This window comes from Pseudomonas sp. D1-1, assembly GCF_051132225.1.
In the GTDB taxonomy this organism is placed as follows: domain Bacteria; phylum Pseudomonadota; class Gammaproteobacteria; order Pseudomonadales; family Pseudomonadaceae; genus Aquipseudomonas.
This window is the reverse complement of the sequence record NZ_CP071676.1, coordinates 2,880,462-2,901,712: the sequence shown is the minus strand read 5'-3', so window position 1 is coordinate 2,901,712 and position 21,251 is coordinate 2,880,462. Positions and strand designations below refer to the sequence as shown.

Genomic DNA, 21,251 nt, shown 5'->3' with positions numbered 1-21,251 from the left:
TGAAGCGTCCCTCGCCACTCAGTGCAAATAGTCTTGAAGGCGGTAATACGCACCTACCAGCGGCAGGAACCAGGGCTTGCCAAAATGTCCGGGGATGGCCGGCCAGTCGAGTTCGCGCCAAGGGTTGGCCTCGACTTTCCCGGCCATGACGTCGGCCATGACCTGGCCCATGTGCACCGACATCTGCACGCCATGGCCGCTGTAGCCCATGGAGTGATAGACGCCGCCGTGCTGGCCGGCCCGGGGCAGCCGATCGGAGGTCATGTCGACCAATCCGCCCCAGCAATACTCGACCTTCACGTGGGCCAGTTGCGGAAACATCTGCACCATCGCCGCGTGCAGGACTTTGCCGCTCTTGGCATCGGACACACTGTCGGACATGGCGAACCGCGCCCGCCCGCCAAACAGCAAGCGGTTGTCCGGGGTGATCCGAAAGTAGTTGCCGATCATCCGGCTGGTGACATAGGAGCGGTGTGCCGGCAGCAAACTGTCGATCAGGGCCTGCGGCAACACCTCGGTGGCGATCACAAAACTGCCCACCGGCACGATCCGCCGCCGATACCAACCCAACCCACCCTGCTGGCAGGTTCCCGTGGCCAGCAGGATCTGCGTGGCCTGGAGCGAACCCTTGGTGGTATTGACCCGATAACCACCGGCGCTGGTTTTCCAGTCCGTTACCGATACGCCTTGGAAAATCAGCGCGCCGTGACGGGCCGCGGCCTCGGCCAATCCGACCCCGAAGCGTCCGACATGCATCTGCACGCCGTTACGCTGCAGCAAGCCGCCATGGAACTGGGCCGAGTTCACTTCAGCCCGAGCTTCCTGCGCAGACAGCAACTCGACCTCGGCATCGACCTCGCGCCGGATCAATTCGCAAGTACGTGCCAACCCTTCGTAGTGCAGGGGCTTGGCCGCCAACTTGAGCTTGCCGTTGCGCTTGAAGTCGCAGGCAATCTGCTCTTGCTCCACCAGCGAGACGACACTCTGCACGGCGCTTTCATAGGCCTGGTAATAGGCGCGCGCCTTGTCGGCGCCGAGGCTGGCACTCAATGACGCGTAGTCCTGGGCGACGCCGGTGTTGCACTGGCCGCCATTGCGCCCCGAAGCCTCGCCAATGACCCGCCCGCCTTCCAGCACCACCACATTGGCGCCCTTCAAGGCCAGGGACCGGGCGGCGGCCAGGCCAGTGAAACCGCCACCGACGATGGCCACATCGACCTGCCCGGGTAACGCACCGAGCTGGGCACCGGTAAATGCCGGTGCGGTATCGAGCCAATAAGACTCACTGCCCATGTCTAACCCCTTATGCCTTGAAGCGTGCAATGAGACTCAGAGACCGACCAGACCGGCCAACCCGCCGATGTCCGGGATCTGGTGGTAACCAAAGGCCGCGTTCGCCGGTTGCTCATGACCCCGGGCCACGAAGGCTTTGTGCTTGATCTTCATGTCGTGGGCCGACATCAGGTCGTAGCGGAAGCTCGAAGACACATGCAGGACATCCTCCGGCCCGCAGCCGAGGTTATCGAGCATGTACTCGAAGGCCGCCAGACGTGGCTTGTAGGCTTGGGCCTGTTGAGCCGTGAAGACTTTATGAAAAGGTGCGCCGAGCTTGTCGACGTTGGACATGATCTGCTCGTCCATCGCATTGGAGAAAATCACCAGGGGAATCTTGTCGGCGATTTTCGACAGGCCTGCCGGTACGTCGGCATGTGGGCCCCAGGTCGGTACGGCGTCGTAATAGAGCTGGCCTTCGCCTTTGTATTCGACCCCCCAACGCTTGCAGACCCGGGCCAGGGCAGTCTTGAGAATTTCATCATAGGGCCGCCAGTCGCCCATCACCTGGTCCAGCCGGTAGGCCGAGAAATCCTTGACGAACTGATCCATCTGCTCGGCTGGGACCCGATCGGCGAACAGCTCGCGCGTCATGGTCCCCATCTGAAAGTTGGTCAACGTGCCATAGCAGTCAAAGGTAATGAACTTGGGGCGAAGGAAGCTCATGAGTGCGGTCCTGAGTGATGGTTGAGGTCATGAGGGGCAAGCGGTTGCTCGTTCTTGAAGCCTGGCTGCAACGCTGCATCACGGTTTTATTACAGCATCATGAGACCGCGCATAAACGGTTAAAAGTATAGGCCGCTTGGCACAAACCACCGTTTTTCGGGGCCCGCTCAGCAGACTGTGCGGGATGCGCCAAGCCCGGGCATCTGCACCTTTTTCAGGGTGTTCGCGGCCATTTATGGTGCGCAAAAAACCAGTCGAACCGCCGCCGGCGGCAGAATCCACCCCGCCAACGAGAACGGGCGCATTCCCTGAGGATGCGCCCGTTGCTTGTGTTGCCGGTGAGATTTGTACTGGCCTCAGAACTCCGCGACTTTGCCCCAGGCTGAAGACTGGAATCGATCCGGGTGATAGGGACGCGGGTCAACCAGGGGAGGCATGTCGCTGACAATGTCGGCGATCAAGTGGCCCGCGCCAGGGCCGATGCCGAAGCCATGGCCACTGAACCCCGCCGCCAGCACCAGGCCAGGCAGGCTCGCTATTTCGCCAATGCCCGGGACGCCATCAGGCGTGCTGTCCACATAACCTGCCCAGGCAGCGGTGACTGACGAGTTTTTCAGCATCGGGATCAGGTCGACCGCGCGCTTGTAAGTCAGCTCGACAACCGATGCATCGGCTGCAGGATCGAGGATGCGCATCCGCTCCATCGGGGTTGGCTGGTCCAACCGCCAGCGGCCCAGGCCTTCATGCCCCGACTGGAAGCCTTGCAGACCACCGGGCGCCAGCTTGCGCCAGCGACGCTGGAACATCGGCAGGAACTGCGGAGCGAACCGCAACAGCTGCGGGGTCGGGTCAACGCGCCCTCTGCCACTGATGGCCAGCGTGAAACCGCCATCAGAGCGACGGGTCATGGAGACCTCATCCGTGTGGAGTGCGTCCGGTATCTCTTCGGCGCCCTTGGAGATCGACAGTATCGTCTGGCGAATGGACGCCTGGGGAAACCGGATGCCGTACTGACGGCAGAACGAGGACGCCCATGCGCCACCGGCCAGCACCGCGAGCTTGGTGCGAATGGTGCCCTTTTCGGTAACGACCGCCGATAGCCGGCCGCCTTCGGTCTCGACGCCACGGGCAGCGCAGCCCTGATGCACCGTGCCGCCCAGCTTGATGATCGCCCGCGCAACCGCCGGAGCGGCACGGGACGGGTCTGCCGTACCGTCGGTCGGCGAGAAGACCCCGCCTTTCCAGGACTTGCCAGTCACCCGGCCATGTTCTGCAGCCTGTTCCGCCGTCAGCATGTGCGTTGTGACATTGACGGTACGGGCAAACTCACCCCACTTTGCCCAACCCGCCAGTTCTTTCTCGTTGTTGCTCAGATAGAGCAAGCCACACCTTCTGAATCCGGTGTCCTCGCCGGTCTCCGCGGCGAACTGTTCCCAAAGTTCGAGGCTCTTGGTCGACAGCGGCAGCTCACGAGCGTCCCGATTCTGCTGACGGCACCAACCCCAGTTTCGACTCGACTGCTCCGCCCCCACGCGCCCCTTCTCCACCAGCGCGACCTTCAGGCCGCGCTTTGCCAGGTAATAGGCCGTGAAGGTTCCGATAATGCCGCCGCCGATCACGACAACGTCAGCGTGCGTCGGCAGTTCAGAATTCGTCTCTACGGAAGTTAACGGTGCAGGCATTTTGGGATGTCCATTGAAGGGCGGTGAGCGGTGGCGTTATTACAACACCATGAAACCGTGCATAAACGGCTAAAAGTATAGGCCGCCTGGTACAAAGCACCGTTTTGCGCGACCTGTTCAGCAGACTTTGCGGGACGCTCCGAACCCGGGCGTTGCGGTCGGAAGCGTCAGAGCCTGGCAGGCCATGGTTAATGGGAAGTTAGCCTGGCAGATACGGCAGATTCTCCTTTGGGCCCTTGAACAACGGCATATTTTGTCCGAGCCGCTTTGTTAGCTTATTGAGCAGACTCGACATGCCGCTCTAAAGGAACGCCTTGGATGACTATTCAATCTTCGAATCGCTACAGTGTTGATCCGCAAACGGCTCAGCGGCTTTATATCAATGGCGGTTGGTCTGCGCCGGCCAGCCCGGCCAGCCTGGCGGTGGTCAACCCGGCGACAGAAGAAGTGGTCGCCCAGGTTGCCAGCGGTTCTGCCGAGGATATCGATCGGGCGGTAGCAGCGGCGCGCGCCGCGTTTGCCGGTTGGTCTGCCACCTCCACGGCGTCGCGCGCGCTGCTGCTGGGCAAGATCCATGAGCTTATCCTTGAGCGAAAAGAAGCGTTTGCCCAGGCGATCTCCCTGGAAATGGGCTCGGCCATCGCTGCTGCTCGGGCAATGCAGGTACCCTTGGCGGCCGAACACGTTCGGGTCGCGCGCGATCTGCTGTCCACTTATTGCTTCCAGACGCTCGAGGGCACGACCGCAATCCGACGCGAACCCATAGGCGTCTGCGGCTTGATCACGCCCTGGAACTGGCCGCTTTACCAGATCACAGCAAAAGTCGCCCCGGCACTGGCGGCCGGATGCACGGTGGTGCTCAAGCCCAGTGAGCTGTCACCGCTGAGCGCCCTGCTGTTTGCACAGGTGGTGCATGACGCGGGCCTGCCACCGGGGGTCTTCAACCTGGTGAACGGCAGCGGCCATGTGGTCGGCGCCGCGATGGCCGCACACGCTGATATCGACATGATTTCGATCACCGGCTCAAACCGCGCGGGCACGCTGGTGGCACAGGCGGCCGCCCCGACGGCGAAGCGGGTCGGCCAGGAACTGGGCGGCAAATCGCCGAATATATTGCTTCCCGATGCGGACTTTGCCAAAGCCGTCCCGGCCGGCGTGCTGGCGGCGCTGCGCAACGTTGGACAATCATGCAGCGCCCCGACCCGCATGATCGTTCCCAAGGACCGACTGGCTGAAGTCGAAGCGCTGGCGGCCGCAACCGCCAACGCGATCATCGTTGGTGATCCGCAATCGCCGGAAACGGTACTCGGCCCGATTGCCAATCAAGCCCAGTTCAATCGCGTGCAGGCGATGATCGAGACCGGCCTGCACGAAGGCGCAAAACTGCTTTGCGGCGGACTTGGACGCGTGCCCGGTTTTGAAAAGGGTTACTACACCCGCCCGACAGTGTTCTCCGAGGTGGATAACGCCATGCGCATCGCCCAGGAGGAAATCTTCGGGCCGGTGCTGTGCATCATTGCCTATGAAACGATCGACGAGGCGGTGGCTATTGCGAACGATACGGTCTATGGGCTGGGCGCCCACGTCCAGTCACAGGACCTTGACCTGGCGCGCGCGGTGGCTTCTCGGATCCGCGCCGGGCAAGTGCTCCTGAATTACCCGGCCTGGAATCCGATGGCGCCGTTCGGTGGTTACAAGCGATCGGGAAACGGGCGTGAGTACGGCGTCTTCGGGCTTGAGGAATATCTGGAAACCAAGGCCATCGTCGGGTTCGGCTGATTGCCCTGTGAAAGCCCTGATGCGGTGTATTTAATGAAGCATATGAATCTGTGGCGAGGGGATTTATCCCCTCGCCACAAGGATTCAACATCCTTCACTCACAGCATTACCAATCAAAGCCCTTCATACCCGCACCCTTGAGTATCAGGCGCCGAATAAGCCGTTCAATAAACCTGACTCAACCCGCCTGTTCCGCCTCCAACCGCTTGAGCAACGCCTTGGCGGCCGCTTCGGATGAGGCGGGATTCTGCCCGGTGATCAGATGCCCGTCCTCGACCACATGGCTGCCCCAGTCCGCCCCTTTGGAATACTCGCCGCCCTTGGCCTTGAGCATATCCTCGACCAGGAACGGGACCACTTCGGTCAGCCCCACCGCCTCTTCTTCGGAATTGGTGAAACCGGTGACTTTTTTACCCTTGACCACCGGCTGGCCATCCGGGGCGTTGACGTTCTTGAACACTCCGGGCGCGTGGCAGACGGCCGCGATGGGTTTATTCGCTGCGTAAAACGCTTCGATGAGGGTCTTGGAGTCGGTGTCCTCGGCGAGATCCCACAGGGGGCCATGACCGCCGGGATAAAACACCGCATCGAAGTCATAGGGGTCGACCTCGCCCAGCGGCACGGTGTTGGCCAACGCCGCTTGGGCCTGGGTGTCGGTGCCAAAGCGACGGGTTGCATCAGTCTGGGCGTCCTCTTCATCGCTCTTGGGGTCCAGCGGTGGTTGCCCGCCCTTCGGCGACGCAAGCGTGACCGTGGCCTTGGCATCGACGAACACGTAATAGGGAGCGGCGAATTCTTCCAGCCAGAAGCCGGTTTTCTTGCCGGTGTCGCCCAACTGATCGTGAGATGTAAGGACCATTAGAATCTTCATGTGAACCTATCCTCCGCGCGGTGAATGGGCGACGTGCATGCGCCCTGTATTAGTGTCAGAGGCTGCGTTGGGGGAGACGTTCAAGCGGGTGTAGGGAACGCCATGATTTCGTCATGCCCCATTTCCGCCCTCGGCGCCGGCCAAGCCACTACCAAAGCGCAACATCGTAGGTCAGGTAGAGACGATTACTGTCACGGCCCCTGGCAAAATCCGAGCGATAGACATAGTTGCGCATTTTCACACCCAGTCCCTTGAAAGTGCCCTGCTGCACGACATAGGCCACTTCTGCATCACGCTCCCATTCCTTCACCGCGCTGTTGGACTTGCCATCGTCACCGCTGAGATAACGGCTGGAAAACGTCAGGCCGGGAATGCCAAGGCGCGCGAAGTCGTAGCCGTAACCGAGCATCCAGGTCTTCTCGTCTTCCTCGATGAATTTGCCGATCCCGGCATTGCTGAAGGAATAGACCGTCGCCCCGCTGATATAAGGCAAACCCCCTTCCCCGCTGAGTTTCTGGTAGCCGGCGCTGAAGGTGTGGCCCACGACGGCATAGGACAGCAGCCCGCTGAGCATGTCGTTATCGATGTTCCCGCCGTAGGCCGAGCCGGAATCGGCGCTGTTGAAATAGCGCAGATCGCTGGTGAGAACCCCGGGGCCAAGCGGCAGGTCGTGCTGGATGCCAGCGAAGTTCTGTCGATAGAAGTTCTCCAGCTCGCCATAGAAGTAGCTCAGGCGCAGGGTCTTGCCCAACTTGTAGTCGGCGCCCGCGTAGCTGAAGTCGCCTGACTGATCGCCACCATAACCGTCGGGCACGATCGGCATGCTGTCGCTTGAATCGCGCAGTTTGAAACGCTGCAGGTGCCCGCCAGTCAGGCTGAGATTGTCGATGTCGCTGCTGTTGATCTGGGTCCCCTGGTAGGTCTGCGGCAACAGGCGCGCGTCGTTGTAGATCAGCACCGGGTTCTTCGGCAACAGGGTGCCGTGCTTGAGGGTGGTCTTGGCCACCCGGGCCTTGGCGGTCATGCCGGCGCTGGCAAACTCGTCGGCGGCGCGCCCGTCGTCATGCACCGGTAGCAGGCCCGTGCCGCTGCGCCCGCGCCCGGAATCAAGCTTGACCCCCAGCAGGCCCAAGGCATCGACGCCGAAGCCGACGGTACCCGGGGTATAACCTGACTGGTAATCCAACAGGAAACCCTGGGCCCATTCGGTTCGCTCGCTCTTGGCGGTCTTGGCGGCCCGTGCGCTCATGCCATGTTCGTCGCGAAAGTTCTCGTTGAAGTAGACGTTGCGCAGTTGCAACTTCAACTTGCTGTCGTCGATGAAACCTTCGGCGCTGGCCGGGGACAGCGGCAACAGGCCGAGGATCGGAAACCAGGCCGCGCGGGGCAGGTAATTGCTCATGTCGGATTTCTCATTGTTGTTATTTGGCGCGCAGGCCAGCGCACTCCCCGTGTGGGGAGCGTCAGGCAAGCAACAAGGTTGTCGGGTGACTCAGGAGAACAGCGTCAGCGCCCCGGTCAGCAGGGCCAACGCGGTAATCACCAGGGAGGTGAGCACCGCCCATTTGAGGGTGGCTTTCTGGAAGTCGCCGAGGTCGCGGTCAACCATGCCCACCAGCAACAGGGTCGAGGCCACCAGCGGACTCATCAGGTGCACCGGCTGGCCGAGAATCGACGCCCGGGCGATTTCCACCGGATGAATGCCGTAGGCAGCAGCGGCGTTCGCCAGGATCGGCACCACACCGAAGTAGTAGGCATCATTGGACAGCACGAAGGTCAGCGGCATGCTGGTAATCGCCACCACCAGTGGGAACAGATGGCCCCAGGATGGCGGGATCCAGTCGACCAGGGTCTGCGCCAGGGCATCGACCATTTTGGTCCCGGAGAAGATCCCGGCAAAAATGCCCGCCGCGAACACCAGCAAGACCACGGTCATGGCGTTGCCCGAATGAGCGAGGATGCGCTCCTTCTGGATATCCAGTTGCGGGTAGTTGATCACCAGCGCCAGGACAAAACCGATCAGGAACAGGATCGCCGAATGCATCAGCCCCATCACCAGCGCGACCATCACCGCAATCACCAGCAGCAGATTGACGTAGGCCAGCTTCGGACGCTTGTGCGGCGTGTCTTCAAGAATCGCCTTGATGTAGCAGTCGCCGCCACCGCTTTGCAGCTGGATATTGCCAATGCGCTTGCGCTCGGCGCGGCCCAGCAGGTAGGCGGTGAACACCACCCAGGCGGCACCGCCGATCATGGTCGGCAGCAGCGGCACGAAATACTCGCCGGCATCCAGGCCCAACGCCGCGATGGCGCGGGTCGCCGGCCCACCCCAGGGCGTCATACCGCTCATGATGCTCAGCGACAGCATCGAGACGGTCGCCAGGATCATCGGATTCATGCCGATGCGCTTGTACAGCGGCAGCATCGCGGCGCAGGTGATCATGTAGGTCGTCGTGCCGTCACCGTCCAGGGCCACCAGCAATGACAACAGTGCGGTGCCCACGGCGATCTTCATCGGGTCGCCATTGACGCGTTTGAGAATCTTGCGGATCAGCGGGTCGAACAGGCCGGCGTCGATCATCAGGCCGAAAAACAGGATCGCGAACAGCAGCAGCGCCGCCGACGGCGCGACCATCTTCAGGCCGTCCAGCATCATCTTGCCGGTGGTTCCGCCAAACCCGCCCAGTATTGCGAAGACGATCGGCACGATTGTCAGGGCGACGATCGGCGACAGCCGTTTGGTCATTATCAGGAAGGTAAAGACCACCACCATGGCCAAGCCAAGTAAAGCGAGCATATGTCAGATCTCTTGTTGTTATTGAGTCGCTGATGCAATGACAAAAACGGCCTGGACTATCCGGCCAGGCGCCGGGAAACCGTGGCGTAGACGAAACCCGAGAAGAGCCGGCGGGCGGTGCGGACCACCGACGCACGGATGGTCTCACCCTTTTCGCCGGTGTAGGACAACACCACGTCGATGCCGCCGCTGGGGTGCTCGATGCGCACCCGCTGCAAGCGCGGCTCGCTGGCGCCGCCGAGCAGGTTGGCGACCACGCTGCCGTCGGTCACGCACGCCGTCGCCAGGCCGATCGAGCCGGTAATCGCCAGCGCGCGGTGGCAGTTGTGCGGCATGAAGTAGCGCACCTGAATCGTCCCGCCGCTCTTGGCCGCGGAAACCAGCACCGGCTTGGGAATCACCTTGTCGCTGACATCGCCCAGGCCCATCGCGAGCCCGGCTTTCAGTCGCAACGACTCCAGGCGTTGCAGGAAAGCCTTGTCGGCGTCCAGTTCGGCCGGACTCTCGTCGCCACGCTTGCCCAGTTGGCTGGCCTCGATGATCAGCATCGGCATGGCCATGTCGATACAGGTCACCGGGACGCCGTCGATCAGGTCAAGGGGTTGCCCGGTCGGGAAGAGTTTGCCGGTCTTGCTGCCCGCGGCGTCGAGGAAGGTCAGTTGCACTGGCGCCGCCGTGCCGGGCACGCCATCGATGGCGGTGTCGCCCTCATAGCTGACCTTGCCTTGCGGAGTCTGCACCTCGGCGTTGACGAAGGTGCCGGTGTTGAGGTTGCGGATACGCACCCGGGTCAGCTCGCCTGTCGCCTTGACCAGGCCCTGCTCGATGGCGAACGGGCCGACGGCGCAGAGCATGTTGCCGCAGTTGGGCGCGGTATCGACCCGCCGCTGGGACACCATGACCTGCACAAACAGGTAATCCACATCGGCCTCCGGATGCAGCGAAGGACTGACGATCGCCACTTTGCTGGTCTGCGGACTGCCACCGCCGATGCCATCGATTTCCAGCTCGTGACCGGAACCCATCAGGTTGAGCAGCAACTCGTCTCGTTCGGCGATCACCGCAGGCAAATCCCAGGCGAGAAATACCGGACCTTTGGACGTGCCGCCGCGCATGAGTACACAAGGAATTCGTTGCATGACCACTAACTCTTGTTGATCAATCTGGATAATTGATGTTCTGGACACAAGAGTGGCAGGGTTTAAAAAGTGATTCCAATGCAAAGATCGGAGCCATTATTGCGTTTCACAAAAGAATTATTCTACGATCCGGGGCGTGTTCAAGCCCCTTCCCAGCGAGATAAAAACATGGAATACGAACTGCAGGACATCCGATCTTTCGTGAAAATCGCCGAACTGGGGAGTTTTCACGAGGCCGCCGATGCGCTGCACCTGTCCCAGCCAGCCCTGAGCCGGCGCATGAAAAAACTTGAGGAAGGCCTGGGAACGGCTCTGCTTGATCGCACCACGCGCAAGGTCAGCCTGACCAGCGTCGGGCGGGATTTCCTGCCCAAGGCGCGACGCCTGCTGGATGATTTCGACGACTCGATCCTCAACATCCGCGAGTTGGCGGAACGACAGATCGGCCGAGTGACCCTGGCCTGCATCCCGACGGCGGCGTTCTACTTCCTGCCCTCGGTGATCCGGCTCTACAACGAGCGCTACCCGAAAATTCGCATCCGCCTGCTGGACCTCAGCGCCAACGAAGGATTGGAGGCAGTACTGCGCGGCGAAGCCGATTTCGGCATTAACATGATGAGCGGCCAGCACCCGGACATCGAATTCGTGCCGCTGGTCAACGAACCCTTTGTATTGGCCTGCCGGCGCGACCATGAACTGGCAGGACGCAGCGCCGTGACCTGGTCGGAACTCAGCGACTATCGATTGATCGGCGTCGGGCGCCTGAGCGGCAACCGCATGCTGCTCGATCACGCGCTGTCTGGCCTGAGCTGGCGCCCGCAGTGGTTCTATGAAGTGCAACACCTGTCCACCTCCCTCGGCCTGGTCGAGGCCGGCCTCGGGGTGTCGGCGATGCCCAGCCTGGCAATGCCTGCCGGGGACCATCCGACACTGGTCAGCGTGCCGCTGATCGAGCCGGTGGTGAACCGGTCACTGGGCCTGGTTTATCGACGAGGGGCTTCGCTGTCGCCTGCCGCAGAGAAATTCGTCTCGATCCTGCTGGAGCAGTGGCCGCAGTAGAGTGCTCTTTGCACTGGCAAATCGATGCCATACTGACCGGCCACCACTCTTGGAAGACTGCCATGCCTAACGCAATCGGACTTAACCCTGTGGCGCTCATCAGCGGCGTTGGCAGCGAGACGGGCATCGGCATGGCGATCGCCCGCAGGCTCGGTGCCGCCGGCGCCAGGCTGATCGTTACCGCCAGCAGCGCGCGCATCGAAGCGCGCATCGAGGAACTGCGCGCCGAAGGGTTTGAAGTCGCGGGACGGCCCCTCGACCTCACCGATGAAAAACAGGTACGCGAGTTTGGGTCGTGGGCGGAGTCCGTCTGGGGCCGGATCGACATCCTGGTGAACAACGCCGGCATGGCCATGCAAGGCAGTCCGGAGTCTTTCTCCGAGGTGGCAACCATGGACCTGGCGCTGTGGAACCTGTCGCTGGCGCGAAATGTGACCACGGCTTTCCTGCTGACCCGTGCCGTATTGCCCGGTATGCAGTCGCGCAATTACGGGCGCATCGTCAATATCAGCTCCACCACCGGCACCCGGTGCAGCAATCCTGGCGAGGCGGCCTACAGCGCCGCGAAGGCCGCCATGGTGGGCATGAGCATGGGCCTGGCGCTGGAAGTGGCCCGGCAGGGAATCACGGTGAACTGCGTCGCACCCGGCTGGATCGCCACCGGCTCGACCACCGCCGAGGAAGCCAATGCCGCGCGCTACACACCGATGCGCCGGGCCGGTCGCCCGGAGGAAGTCGCCGCGCTGGTCGCCTTCCTCGCCTCTGCCGAGGCGAGCTACATCACCGGGGAAGTGATGGTGGTGGACGGCGGCAACTGCCTGGTCGAGAACAAGGCGCCGGACCGGTCACTGGACTGACCGCATGACCGGTCGGCGTCGTCATTTAGGCGCCAACAGCGCCTTTCGATCGGCCTTCTCTTGTTTCATCGCCGCGATCTCACGCTCGCAGGCTTGCACGTCGAAGGAATTGTCCCACTTGGCAATGGCAAGGGTGCCGATGCCATTGCCGATCAGGTTGGTCACGGCCCGTGCTTCATTGAGGAATCGGTCGATCCCGAGCAGCAACACCAACCCGACCAAGGGGATGGAATGAATCGTGGTGAGTGTCGCGGCGAGGGTCACGAAACCGGCTCCGGCGACACCCGCCGAGCCTTTTGATGTGAGTAGGAACACACCCAGCAGGATCATCTGGTCCATGAACGTCAGCGGCGTATTGGTGGCCTGGGCGATGAAAATCGCCGCCATCGTCAGGTAGATGCAGGTGCCATCGGCATTGAAGGTGTACCCGGTGGGCAAGACCATGCCCACGACTGACTTTCTGCAGCCGAGTTTTTCCAGCTTGACCATCATTCGCGGAAGCACCGCTTCGGTCGAGCAGGTCCCCAGGGTGATGAGGATCTCGTCCTTGAAATAACGAAGGAACTGCATCAGCGGCATCCCCGACCACCGGGCGACCGCGCCCAGCACGACGACGATGAAAATCAGCGTTGTGACATACAGAGCGACCAGTAACTGGCCCAGGGACAGCAAGGTGCCGATGCCGTATTTGCCGATGGTGAATGCCATGCCGGCACCCGCGCCAATCGGCGCCAGTCGCATGACCATCGCGACTATCCTGAACAGCCCCTGCAGGAACAGATCGATGGTGTTGATCAGCGGCTTGCTGGTCTCGCCCATTTGCACCAGGGCGACACCCATCAGCACCGACAGCAGAATCACCTGGAGCATGACGCCATTGGAGAATGCGCCGACGAACGTCTGCGGGATGATGTTGAGAAAGAACTCGACGGTACCACCCTGCTCACTCGCCGCCTGGCTGTACTTGCTGATGGAGCTGCCATCAAGGGAGTTGGCATTGATGTTCATCCCGACGCCAGGCTTGACGACGTTGACCACGACCAGGCCGACGACCAGCGCAATGGTCGAAAGGATCTCGAAGTAAATCAGCGCCTTCACACCAATCCGTCCGACCTCCTTGATGCTGCCCATCTTGGCGATACCCACGACCACCGTGCCGAAGATGATCGGCGCCAAGAGCATCTTGATGAGTTTGATAAAGCCATCGGCGAAGGGCTGGAGCTTGGCCCCGACATTCGGGATGAAGTAACCGATCGCTGCGCCGATCACGATGCCGATCAGTACCTGCACATACAGCTGGCTGTACCAGCGAGACTTGGAGATTTCCACGAGAGCACCTCATTTTATTGTTGTGATGGGCATGTGGCAGGCGTCTGCGCGACGCCCGATGCCGCAGCCTCGTTGGAGGCCGCGACGATGAGGACGATCAGCCCTCGCCCAGCTCGCGCATGACCGCGTACAGGGCGGACTTGGCTTCGAAACCGACGCCAGGAATATCCGGCAGGCCGACGTAGCTGTTTTCCACGCGGATGCCGTCAGCAAAACCGCCGAACGGCTGGAACACATCGGGGTACGATTCGTTGCCGCCCAGGTGCAGACCGGCAGCGATGTTCAGGGACATCTGATGGCCGCCGTGGGGCACCACGCGGCGCGAAGACCAACCCATCTCTTCCATGACTTTCAGGGTGCGCATGTACTCCACGAGCCCGTAGGACAGGGCGCAATCGAACTGCAGGTAATCGCGATCCGGACGCATGCCGCCGTGCCGCAGCAGGTTGCGCGCGTCCTGGTGGGAGAACAGGTTCTCGCCGGTCGCCATCGGCAGTTCATAGTGATTGGCGAGCTCGGCCTGGAGCGCGTAGTCCAACGGATCGCCGACTTCCTCGTACCAGAAGAGGTTGTACTGCTTGATGGCTTCGGCGTACGCGATACCGGTCTCCAGATCGAAGCGGCCGTTGGCATCGACCGCCAGTCGCCGCCCGTCCCCGACCACTTCAAGCACCGCTTCGATGCGCCGGATATCTTCGTCCAGTGGCACCGCGCCGATCTTCATCTTGACCACGTCATAGCCACGATCCAGATAACCCTGCATTTCTGCCTTGAGCTTGCTCTGGTCCTTGCCGGGATAGTAATAACCACCCGCCGCATAGACCCAGACCTTGTCATCCGCCACGCCACCGCGATAACGGTCGGCCAACAGGCGGTACAGCGGCTTGCCTTCGATCTTGGCGACAGCGTCCCACACCGCCATGTCGATGGTGCCGACGGCCACTGAACGCTCACCGTGGCCACCCGGTTTCTCGTTGGTCATCAGGGTTTTCCAGATGGCGAACGGATCCAGGTTGACGTATTCCTTGTCGATCAGCGTTTCCGGGTCGGCCTCGGTGACTCGCGCCAGGAATCGATCACGCATCAGCGCGCCCTGGCCGTAGCGACCGTTGGAGTTGAAACCGTAACCGATCACCGGTTTGCCATCGCGAATCACATCGGTGACAACCGCCACGACCGAGCAGGTCATTTTCGAAAAATCGATATAGGCATTGGCAATCGGAGAGGCGATGGAAACAGTTTTTTCGCGGATGTCGACGATACGCATGAGGGGTTCCTCTTGTTGTGGTTGACCCCACGTTATGCTTTGCGACGAAACCCGCCCAATGCTATTAATGCCGCGCCCTATGCACAGGAGGCATTGCCCTTGGAACTCGTCTGGCTAGAAGATTTTTCAGCACTTGCGGAGTACGGCAGCTTCGTTCGCGCCGCCGAAGCGCGCCACGTTACGCAGCCGGCTTTCAGTCGCAGGGTCCGTTCGCTGGAAAACTGGATGGGCGTGGATCTGTTTGTGCGCACGCCTCAAGGCGCGACGCTGACCGAGGCTGGAAGGCAGATTCTGCCTGGCGCCCAGGAGGCTGCGAGGCGCCTCTACAGGCTGCGCACCGAGGCCCAGGAAGTCGCCGGAGTGGCCGCCAAGACGCTGCAATTTGCAGCCACGCATTCGCTGTCGTTCACGTTTTTTCCGCGCTGGCTGAGAAGCGCCGAAAATGGCGCGCCGATAGATGCCGTGCGCCTGCACTCCGACAGCATGGCGGTGTGCGAACAGATGCTGATTCATGGCCAGGTGCAGTTCCTGCTCTGCCATCGGCACCCCGACGTACCGCCACTGTTGGCGCCTGATCAATTCAGCGGGAAAAAAGTCGGCGAGGACGTCCTCATACCCTTGGCGAGTGCCTCGGCCAATGTCGGTACCTCACCGGCGACGTTGCCCTACCTGGCCTACACCGAGGAATCGGGACTCGGGCGTATCGTCGCTCACCGACTCCACGGCAAGGAGGAATACCTGCACCTCAAGCCGCTTTTCAGCAGCCATCTCGCCGCGGTGCTGATGTCCATGGCACTGGAAAGCAAGGGCGTCGCGTGGCTGCCCAAAAGCCTGACAGAACAGGAAATGGCTGACGGGCGCCTGGTCCGGGCCCTGGATGAAAGCTGGGATATTCCACTGGAAATCCATCTCACCCGCCCAACCGCGCCGATCAGCGCAGCGGCAGAGGAGTTCTGGAACAGGCTGAAGGGTCAGGGCGATTCAACTGCCCTGCTCTGCCACCTGTAAAACCCCACGAATCACCCCGGACTGCCATTCGAAATAAGGATTGTAAGTCAGCCGTGCGTGGATCTTCCCCGGCTCGCTGTACCCCCAGTCCGAATACCAGACTTCTTCCCCCGCTTCGCACCGGGCCACTTCGTCGGCATTGCGGCTGTTGCGGCAGAACCGCAAGGTGCCCGAACGACCGTAGAGCGGGTTGGCTGGCGAGAAGAGGATGCCCATGTGGGAGAACTGGCTGATGCGTTCATCGGCGATGCGGTCGCTGCGCGTCAGGATGCGCCGCTCCTGCGCAGCGCCCTTGTCACCGGTCGGCTCCGCCTGGCCATACCAGATCAACCGGCTCGCGGCATGGGTGAAGCGCCGTTGGAACAGCTCCCGCACATAGCGCACGTCGACGACTGAATCCTGCTCGGTCAGCACTATCACCACCGGCCGATCGAAGTCTTGCTGCTCGATGAGCCGGCGAACCGCTACGCTGCTGCGGTAGAACTGGGCAAAGCCGTTGGTGGGGACATTGTGGTAGCGCACGGGCGACTGCTGCGGCCGGGAATTGTCGGGCGCAAGGATCCAGGTCTTGAAATGCGCCAGCCAGGGCGTGGCCCAGTCGTAGGACTCGCTCGAGCGAAAGGCCGGGGAAAACAGCACCAGGCCCTTGATGTCCGGGTCCCTGGCGGCATAGGCCAGCGCCAGATTGGCGCCGGTCGAGAAACCGCCCAGGTAGACGTTCGCGAACTCCTTGTGCAGCAACGCAACCTGCTGCTCGACCAACTGTTGCCACTGTTCCAGTTGCACATCGATCAGGTCGGCCGGCTTGGTGCCATGCCCGGGCAGCAATGCGACGCGCACCACGTAGCCTTGGGCGGCCAGATCCCGGGCGATATCGACGAAGGACCAGGGTGAATCCCCCAAGCCATGCAGCAAGAGAATGGCCTTGGTGGAAGGAACATCGGGGCGCACTTCATAAGGCGCGTTCCAGTCCAGCTCATCGGCGCGATTCTCGGTCTGGAACAGGCGCTTTTCCTCAATCCAGGCGCGGGATGCCTGGGCATACGCCTGGAAATTTTCCGCTTCGGTCATGGCATCGGCCGCGCTGGGCTGCCGCGCGCAGCCTGCCGCCATTGCAAGGCATGCCAAGGTCGCGGCGACTCCCAGCATGAGCCGGCGCCAAGGCGACGGCACATTCCTGATCTTTGCTGACACTATCAATTGATCACTCCAGCAGCTTCGCTGCGAGAAACGTTACCGGTGCGTTTGTACAACCACTGCGCCCCATCGTCCACATAGGAAAACACCACGGGTATGACCAGCAGGCTCAACAGCGTTGACGTGACAAGCCCGCCAATCAAGACGATGGCCATCGGTGCGCGAAAGCTCGGGTCGGCCCCCAGCCCCAGGGCGATTGGCATCATGCCTGCGCCCATCGCGATTGTCGTCATGACAATCGGCCGAGCGCGTTTGCCGCAGGCGTCGAGGATCGCTTCCTGGCGGCTCAGGCCGTCGCGTCGACGCGCGAGGATGATGTAGTCGACCAGCAGGATCGAATTTTTCGTCGCGATACCCATCAGCATGATCAGGCCGATCATCGAGGGCATGGACAATGTCGAGCCGGTCACGAACAGCGCCACGAAGGCCCCAGGCACCGAGAGCACCAGGGCGGCAAGGATCGTCAGCGGTTGCAGGAAATCCTTGAGCAACAACACCAGGACCATGTAGATGCATAACACTCCGGTCAACATCGCCACGCCGAATCCGGAAGCCAGTTCGCCCATGGCCTCGGCATCGCCTACCGAGGTTCGCACCAGGCCTGGCGGTAGGTTCTGCAAGCCTGGCAAGGCCAGAACAGCCTGCTCGATGTCGCCCAACGGTTGGCCGTTCGTCTCGATCTCGATGTTGACATTGCGCGTACGGTCGAACCGTTCGATTTGCGCCGGGCCACTGGTGATCTCCAGCGTCGCCACGTTTTCCAGCGCTACCGGACCACGCGCGCCGGGCACCGGCAGACGTTTCAGCGTCTCGAAGTCCGCGCGGGCGGTGTCGCTCAGCCGCACAACGATAGGCACCTGGCGGTCGCTGAAATTGAGCTTGGCAAGCTCCTGGTCGTAATCTCCCAGGGTGGCCACGCGGAGCGTGTCGGCAATCGCGCTCGCGGTCACGCCCAGGTCGGCGGCCCTGGCGAAATCCGGCCGAACCACCAGTTCGGGGCGCATCAGGCTGGCGGTCGAGATCACCGCCCCCACGCCCGGCACGCTACGCAGCTCTCGTTCCACCTGCTGCGCATGCCGGGTGAGCAAGCTAGCGTCCTCACCCGCGAGCACCAGCACGTAGCTTTCCGACTCTCCCATACCGACCTTGATACGCGCGCCAGGCAACACGGCGAGCGCTTCGCGTAGCTGGTTTTCGAGCTGCTGCCGGGTCAGTCCCGGACGCTCGTTGCGGTGCGTCAGGTTAAGCGTCAGCACCGCCGTGCGGACATTCGCGACATCGCTGCCGGCCGGTTCGATCAGGTCCGCGCCGGCGCTGCCATCCCCCACCGCGGTGTAGACCTTTTTGACCTGCTGATTTTGCGTGACTATCTGCCGCGCTTGCTCAGCCAACGCCAGCGTGTCGCCCAGTTTGCTGCCGGGCGCAAGCGTGAGGGTGACCTGGGTCTGCCAGTCGTCATCCGGCGGGATGAAGGTGCCCGGCAAAACGGTGGCGAGCATCAGCCCTCCGGCGAAAAAAGCCACCGCGCCGAGGGTGGTCACCACGCGATGGCGCAGGCACCAGCGCGCCCAGGACAGGTAGCGGTTTATCCACCCGGGCGCATCCTGGGCCGGCCTTTTCGGCGCGCGCATCAGGTAGGCCGCCATCATGGGCGTCAGCAAGCGGGCGACGACGAGGGAGAAAAACACTGCGGTTGCCGCCGTCCAGCCAAACTGGACGAAGAACTTGCCGACCGAACCGCTCATGAAAGCCGTGGGCAGGAACACCGCGATCAGCGTGAATGCCGTGGCGACCACCGCCAGGCCGATTTCATCGGAAGCATCCATGGCGGCTTGATAAGGTTTCTTGCCCATCTGCAAATGGCGCCCGATGTTCTCGACCTCGACGATGGCGTCGTCCACCAGCACGCCGATGACCAGCGACAGCGACAATAGCGTCACGGTGTTGAGGGTGAACCCCATCCAGTGCATCACGGCGAACGTCGGTATCGCCGACAGCGGCAACGCGACGGCGGAAACGAAGGTCGCGCGCCAATCCGGCAGAAACAGGAACACCACCAGCACCGCGAGCGCCGCGCCTTCATAAAGCAGGTGCATGGAGCCCCGATAATTCTCGATCACTGGGTCGACGAAGTTGAAAGCCTGGGTGACGGTGATTTCGGGATGACGGATCTTGAGCAACTCCAGGGCGGCGCGTACGCCTTCATCCACCTCGATTTCGCCGGCCCCTCTGGCCCGGGTGATTTCAAAGCCGACCACTGGCTTACCGTCGAGGAACGCCGCCGAGCGGGGTTCGCCGACGGTATCGGAGACCGTCGCCAGCTGGTCGAGCCGGACACGCCGGCCGTCGCTCAAGGTCACGTCAAGCAAGGCGATTTCCGCGGCCGACTGCACCGTGGCGAGGGTGCGCACCGTCTGCTCGGCGCCGCCCAGGTCCACGCGTCCGCCCGATGCCTCTTGCTGGATCAGGCGCAGCTGGCGGGAGACGTCCAGGGCCGAGGTGTTCAGCGCCAGCAGACGCGCGGGATCGAGGTCGATGCGGATTTCCCGGGCCACCCCACCGACCCGAGTGACGGCCCCCACGCCAGGCACCGCCAGCAAGGCCTTGCTGACGCTGTTGTCGACAAACCAGGACAGCGCTTCGTCGTCCATCCGCTTGGCCGAAACCGTGTAGGTCAGGATCGGCGAACCGGCGAGTTCGATCTTGCGGACCACCGGGTCGCGCAAGTCGGCGGGCAGGTCGGCCCGGACCCGTGACACCGCATCACGCACGTCATCCAGCGCTTCCTGGGTGGGCTTGTCGAGGTGGAACTCGATCGAGATAGCGGCGTTGCCGTCGGTCAGGATGCTCTGGATATGCTTGACGCCCTGCACGGTTGCGAGCGAGTCCTCGAGCTTGCGGGCCACGTCATTTTCCAGTTGCGCGGGCGAAGCCCCGGGCAGCTCGGCCGACACGCTGACCATGGGCAGATCGACGTCAGGGAAGTTCTGCACCTTCATCTTCCAGAAGCCCATCAAGCCGGCGAAGGTCAGCAGGATGAACAACAGGACCGAAGGCGTCGGATTGCGGATCGACCAGGACGACAAGTTGAGGCTCATTGCGCGCTCCCGCGTGCTGGGTGGTTGTTCATTGGGTCGGTGCGCGCCTGGACAACCCGGACGAGGTCACCCTCGGCAAGAAAACCACCTCCGGTTTCGACCACCGCGGCGCCAGCGTCGATACCCGCGGTTATCTCGATACGGTCGCCAACGCGGCGGCCGACCGTCACCTTGACCTGGCGCACCTTCAAATGCGGTCCTACCTGCAACACGTAATCGAAGCCGTCACGCTGCAGCACCGAGCTCTGGGGCAGCGTCATCATCCGCTCGGCGGCCACTTCGAACTCGCCACGGGCAAACATCCCGGCACGCGCCGCCGTGCCTGCGGGCAAATCGACATAAACCAGGCCGTTGCGAGTCTGCAGGTCGACCGTCGGCGCAACCCTGCGCACCCGGCCCTCTATCGCCCCGCCATTGACCGGAGTTACCTGCGCGAGCTGGCCGGGGCTGAACCTGACAAGGTCGGGGGCCGCGACTTCGGCGCGCCATTCGAGCCGTCCGTTGCGAATCAAGCGAAACAGCTCCTGGCCAGCGGGCAGTACCGCGCCCACCGTGGCACTGCGCGCCGAAATCACCCCGTCATCGGGGGCCAGGACCTGGGTCTGGGCCAGACGCAGGTGCTGGATACGCTCCAGCGCCCTGCCCGCCTCCAGCCGCGCCTGAGCCGTGCGTTCGGCCGTCAGCTGTTGGTGAACCTCCTGCTTCGACAGCGCCCCGCTCGACTGCAATTGACGGGCGCGCTGCGCATTGGCTCGCGCCTCGGCAAGCGTCGCTTGCGCTTCGGCGGTGGCGGCGCGACGCTGGGCGAGTTCAGCGGTCATCGTCTCGGCGCTGAACGTCGCAAGTACCTGGCCGCGCCGGACCACATCGCCCACGTTGACCATGACCTCGGCCAACCGCAGGCCATCGGCCTCGGTGCCGACACTGGCTTCCTGCCAGGCGACAATGTTGCCGTTCGCCTGGATGCGGATCGGCAGCATGGACGATTGCAGTCGGGTAACGGCCACCGTCAGTGCCGGCCTGGCGGGCACGTCGACCTTGGCCTGGCGAGGGCCGGGCGAAACAGCGATCATCCCGACGGCGATGGCGCAGGCCATGGTCACGACAAACAGCACGACATGCCGTGTTTTTCTTTTCATAGGGTTCGTATTCCTGCGCAAGATGCCGCGA

16 protein-coding genes are annotated in these 21,251 nt (G+C 62.4%); 4 read left to right on the top strand and 12 right to left on the bottom strand.

The genetic code is table 11. The features are described from left to right. Nucleotides 1-18: 18 nt before the first annotated feature. The 3 genes from J3P86_RS13070 to J3P86_RS13060 all read right to left on the bottom strand — a co-directional run bounded on the left by J3P86_RS13070 (nucleotide 19) and on the right by J3P86_RS13060 (nucleotide 3,680). Nucleotides 19-1,293 (bottom strand): NAD(P)/FAD-dependent oxidoreductase, encoded by a 1,275-nt coding sequence (locus J3P86_RS13070; protein WP_434623749.1) that lies wholly within the window; start codon nucleotides 1,291-1,293, stop codon nucleotides 19-21. A 36-nt stretch (nucleotides 1,294-1,329) separates the two neighbouring features. Next, a complete protein-coding gene (locus J3P86_RS13065; RefSeq protein ID WP_305494668.1) occupies nucleotides 1,330-1,998 on the bottom strand; it encodes a haloacid dehalogenase type II in 669 nt (222 codons plus the stop codon). A gap of 356 nt (nucleotides 1,999-2,354) precedes the next feature. Beyond that, nucleotides 2,355-3,680 (bottom strand): NAD(P)/FAD-dependent oxidoreductase, encoded by a 1,326-nt coding sequence (locus tag J3P86_RS13060; RefSeq protein WP_434623751.1) that lies wholly within the window; start codon nucleotides 3,678-3,680, stop codon nucleotides 2,355-2,357. 318 nt (nucleotides 3,681-3,998) lie between these two features. On the opposite strand from J3P86_RS13060, the gene J3P86_RS13055 reads away from it, so the two are divergent. Continuing rightward, nucleotides 3,999-5,459 carry an aldehyde dehydrogenase family protein gene (locus tag J3P86_RS13055; protein WP_434623753.1) on the top strand — a complete coding sequence of 487 codons (1,461 nt, stop codon included), beginning with the start codon at nucleotides 3,999-4,001 and terminating at the stop codon, nucleotides 5,457-5,459. Nucleotides 5,460-5,637: 178 nt separating this feature from the next. On the opposite strand, the gene J3P86_RS13050 is transcribed toward J3P86_RS13055, so the two are convergent. The 4 genes from J3P86_RS13050 to J3P86_RS13035 all read right to left on the bottom strand — a co-directional run bounded on the left by J3P86_RS13050 (nucleotide 5,638) and on the right by J3P86_RS13035 (nucleotide 10,266). After that, nucleotides 5,638-6,330 (bottom strand): type 1 glutamine amidotransferase domain-containing protein, encoded by a 693-nt coding sequence (locus J3P86_RS13050; RefSeq protein ID WP_434623755.1) that lies wholly within the window; start codon nucleotides 6,328-6,330, stop codon nucleotides 5,638-5,640. Between the two features lie 148 nt (nucleotides 6,331-6,478). Then, complete coding sequence (locus tag J3P86_RS13045; RefSeq protein WP_434700542.1) at nucleotides 6,479-7,732, bottom strand: OprD family porin; 1,254 nt, start codon at nucleotides 7,730-7,732, stop codon at nucleotides 6,479-6,481. Between the two features lie 90 nt (nucleotides 7,733-7,822). Continuing rightward, a complete protein-coding gene (locus J3P86_RS13040) occupies nucleotides 7,823-9,127 on the bottom strand; it encodes a CitMHS family transporter (protein ID WP_305494673.1) in 1,305 nt (434 codons plus the stop codon). A gap of 56 nt (nucleotides 9,128-9,183) precedes the next feature. After that, complete coding sequence (locus tag J3P86_RS13035) at nucleotides 9,184-10,266, bottom strand: 4-oxalomesaconate tautomerase (protein ID WP_434623760.1); 1,083 nt, start codon at nucleotides 10,264-10,266, stop codon at nucleotides 9,184-9,186. A gap of 168 nt (nucleotides 10,267-10,434) precedes the next feature. On the opposite strand from J3P86_RS13035, the gene J3P86_RS13030 reads away from it, so the two are divergent. Together J3P86_RS13030 and J3P86_RS13025 are read left to right on the top strand one after the other, a co-directional pair. After that, entirely contained in the window at nucleotides 10,435-11,325 is an 891-nt protein-coding gene (locus J3P86_RS13030; protein WP_024777250.1) for a LysR family transcriptional regulator, read from the top strand. A 62-nt stretch (nucleotides 11,326-11,387) separates the two neighbouring features. Then, nucleotides 11,388-12,182, top strand: coding sequence for an SDR family NAD(P)-dependent oxidoreductase (locus J3P86_RS13025; RefSeq protein WP_434623764.1), 795 nt, complete (start codon nucleotides 11,388-11,390; stop codon nucleotides 12,180-12,182). Between the two features lie 21 nt (nucleotides 12,183-12,203). Here the strand turns inward: J3P86_RS13025 and dctA are convergent, their stop codons facing one another. Both dctA and J3P86_RS13015 read right to left on the bottom strand, forming a co-directional pair. Beyond that, entirely contained in the window at nucleotides 12,204-13,511 is a 1,308-nt protein-coding gene (gene dctA, locus J3P86_RS13020; protein WP_434623766.1) for a C4-dicarboxylate transporter DctA, read from the bottom strand. Between the two features lie 97 nt (nucleotides 13,512-13,608). Beyond that, nucleotides 13,609-14,778, bottom strand: coding sequence for a mandelate racemase/muconate lactonizing enzyme family protein (locus J3P86_RS13015; protein WP_434700540.1), 1,170 nt, complete (start codon nucleotides 14,776-14,778; stop codon nucleotides 13,609-13,611). 99 nt (nucleotides 14,779-14,877) lie between these two features. On the opposite strand from J3P86_RS13015, the gene J3P86_RS13010 reads away from it, so the two are divergent. Then, nucleotides 14,878-15,786 carry a LysR family transcriptional regulator gene (locus J3P86_RS13010; RefSeq protein ID WP_434700640.1) on the top strand — a complete coding sequence of 303 codons (909 nt, stop codon included), beginning with the start codon at nucleotides 14,878-14,880 and terminating at the stop codon, nucleotides 15,784-15,786. On the opposite strand, the gene J3P86_RS13005 is transcribed toward J3P86_RS13010, so the two are convergent. From J3P86_RS13005 to J3P86_RS12995, 3 genes are all read right to left on the bottom strand, one after another. Next, nucleotides 15,760-16,899: an alpha/beta hydrolase gene (locus J3P86_RS13005; protein ID WP_434631320.1), complete on the bottom strand. Its 1,140-nt coding sequence runs from the start codon at nucleotides 16,897-16,899 to the stop codon at nucleotides 15,760-15,762. The two genes, J3P86_RS13010 and J3P86_RS13005, sit on opposite strands and share 27 nt — an antisense overlap. Before the next feature lie 83 nt (nucleotides 16,900-16,982). Then, complete coding sequence (locus tag J3P86_RS13000) at nucleotides 16,983-20,081, bottom strand: efflux RND transporter permease subunit (RefSeq protein WP_434700539.1); 3,099 nt, start codon at nucleotides 20,079-20,081, stop codon at nucleotides 16,983-16,985. Continuing rightward, nucleotides 20,078-21,220, bottom strand: coding sequence for an efflux RND transporter periplasmic adaptor subunit (locus tag J3P86_RS12995; RefSeq protein WP_434700538.1), 1,143 nt, complete (start codon nucleotides 21,218-21,220; stop codon nucleotides 20,078-20,080). Before J3P86_RS12995 ends, J3P86_RS13000 begins: the two co-directional genes overlap by 4 nt. Nucleotides 21,221-21,251: the final 31 nt, after the last annotated feature.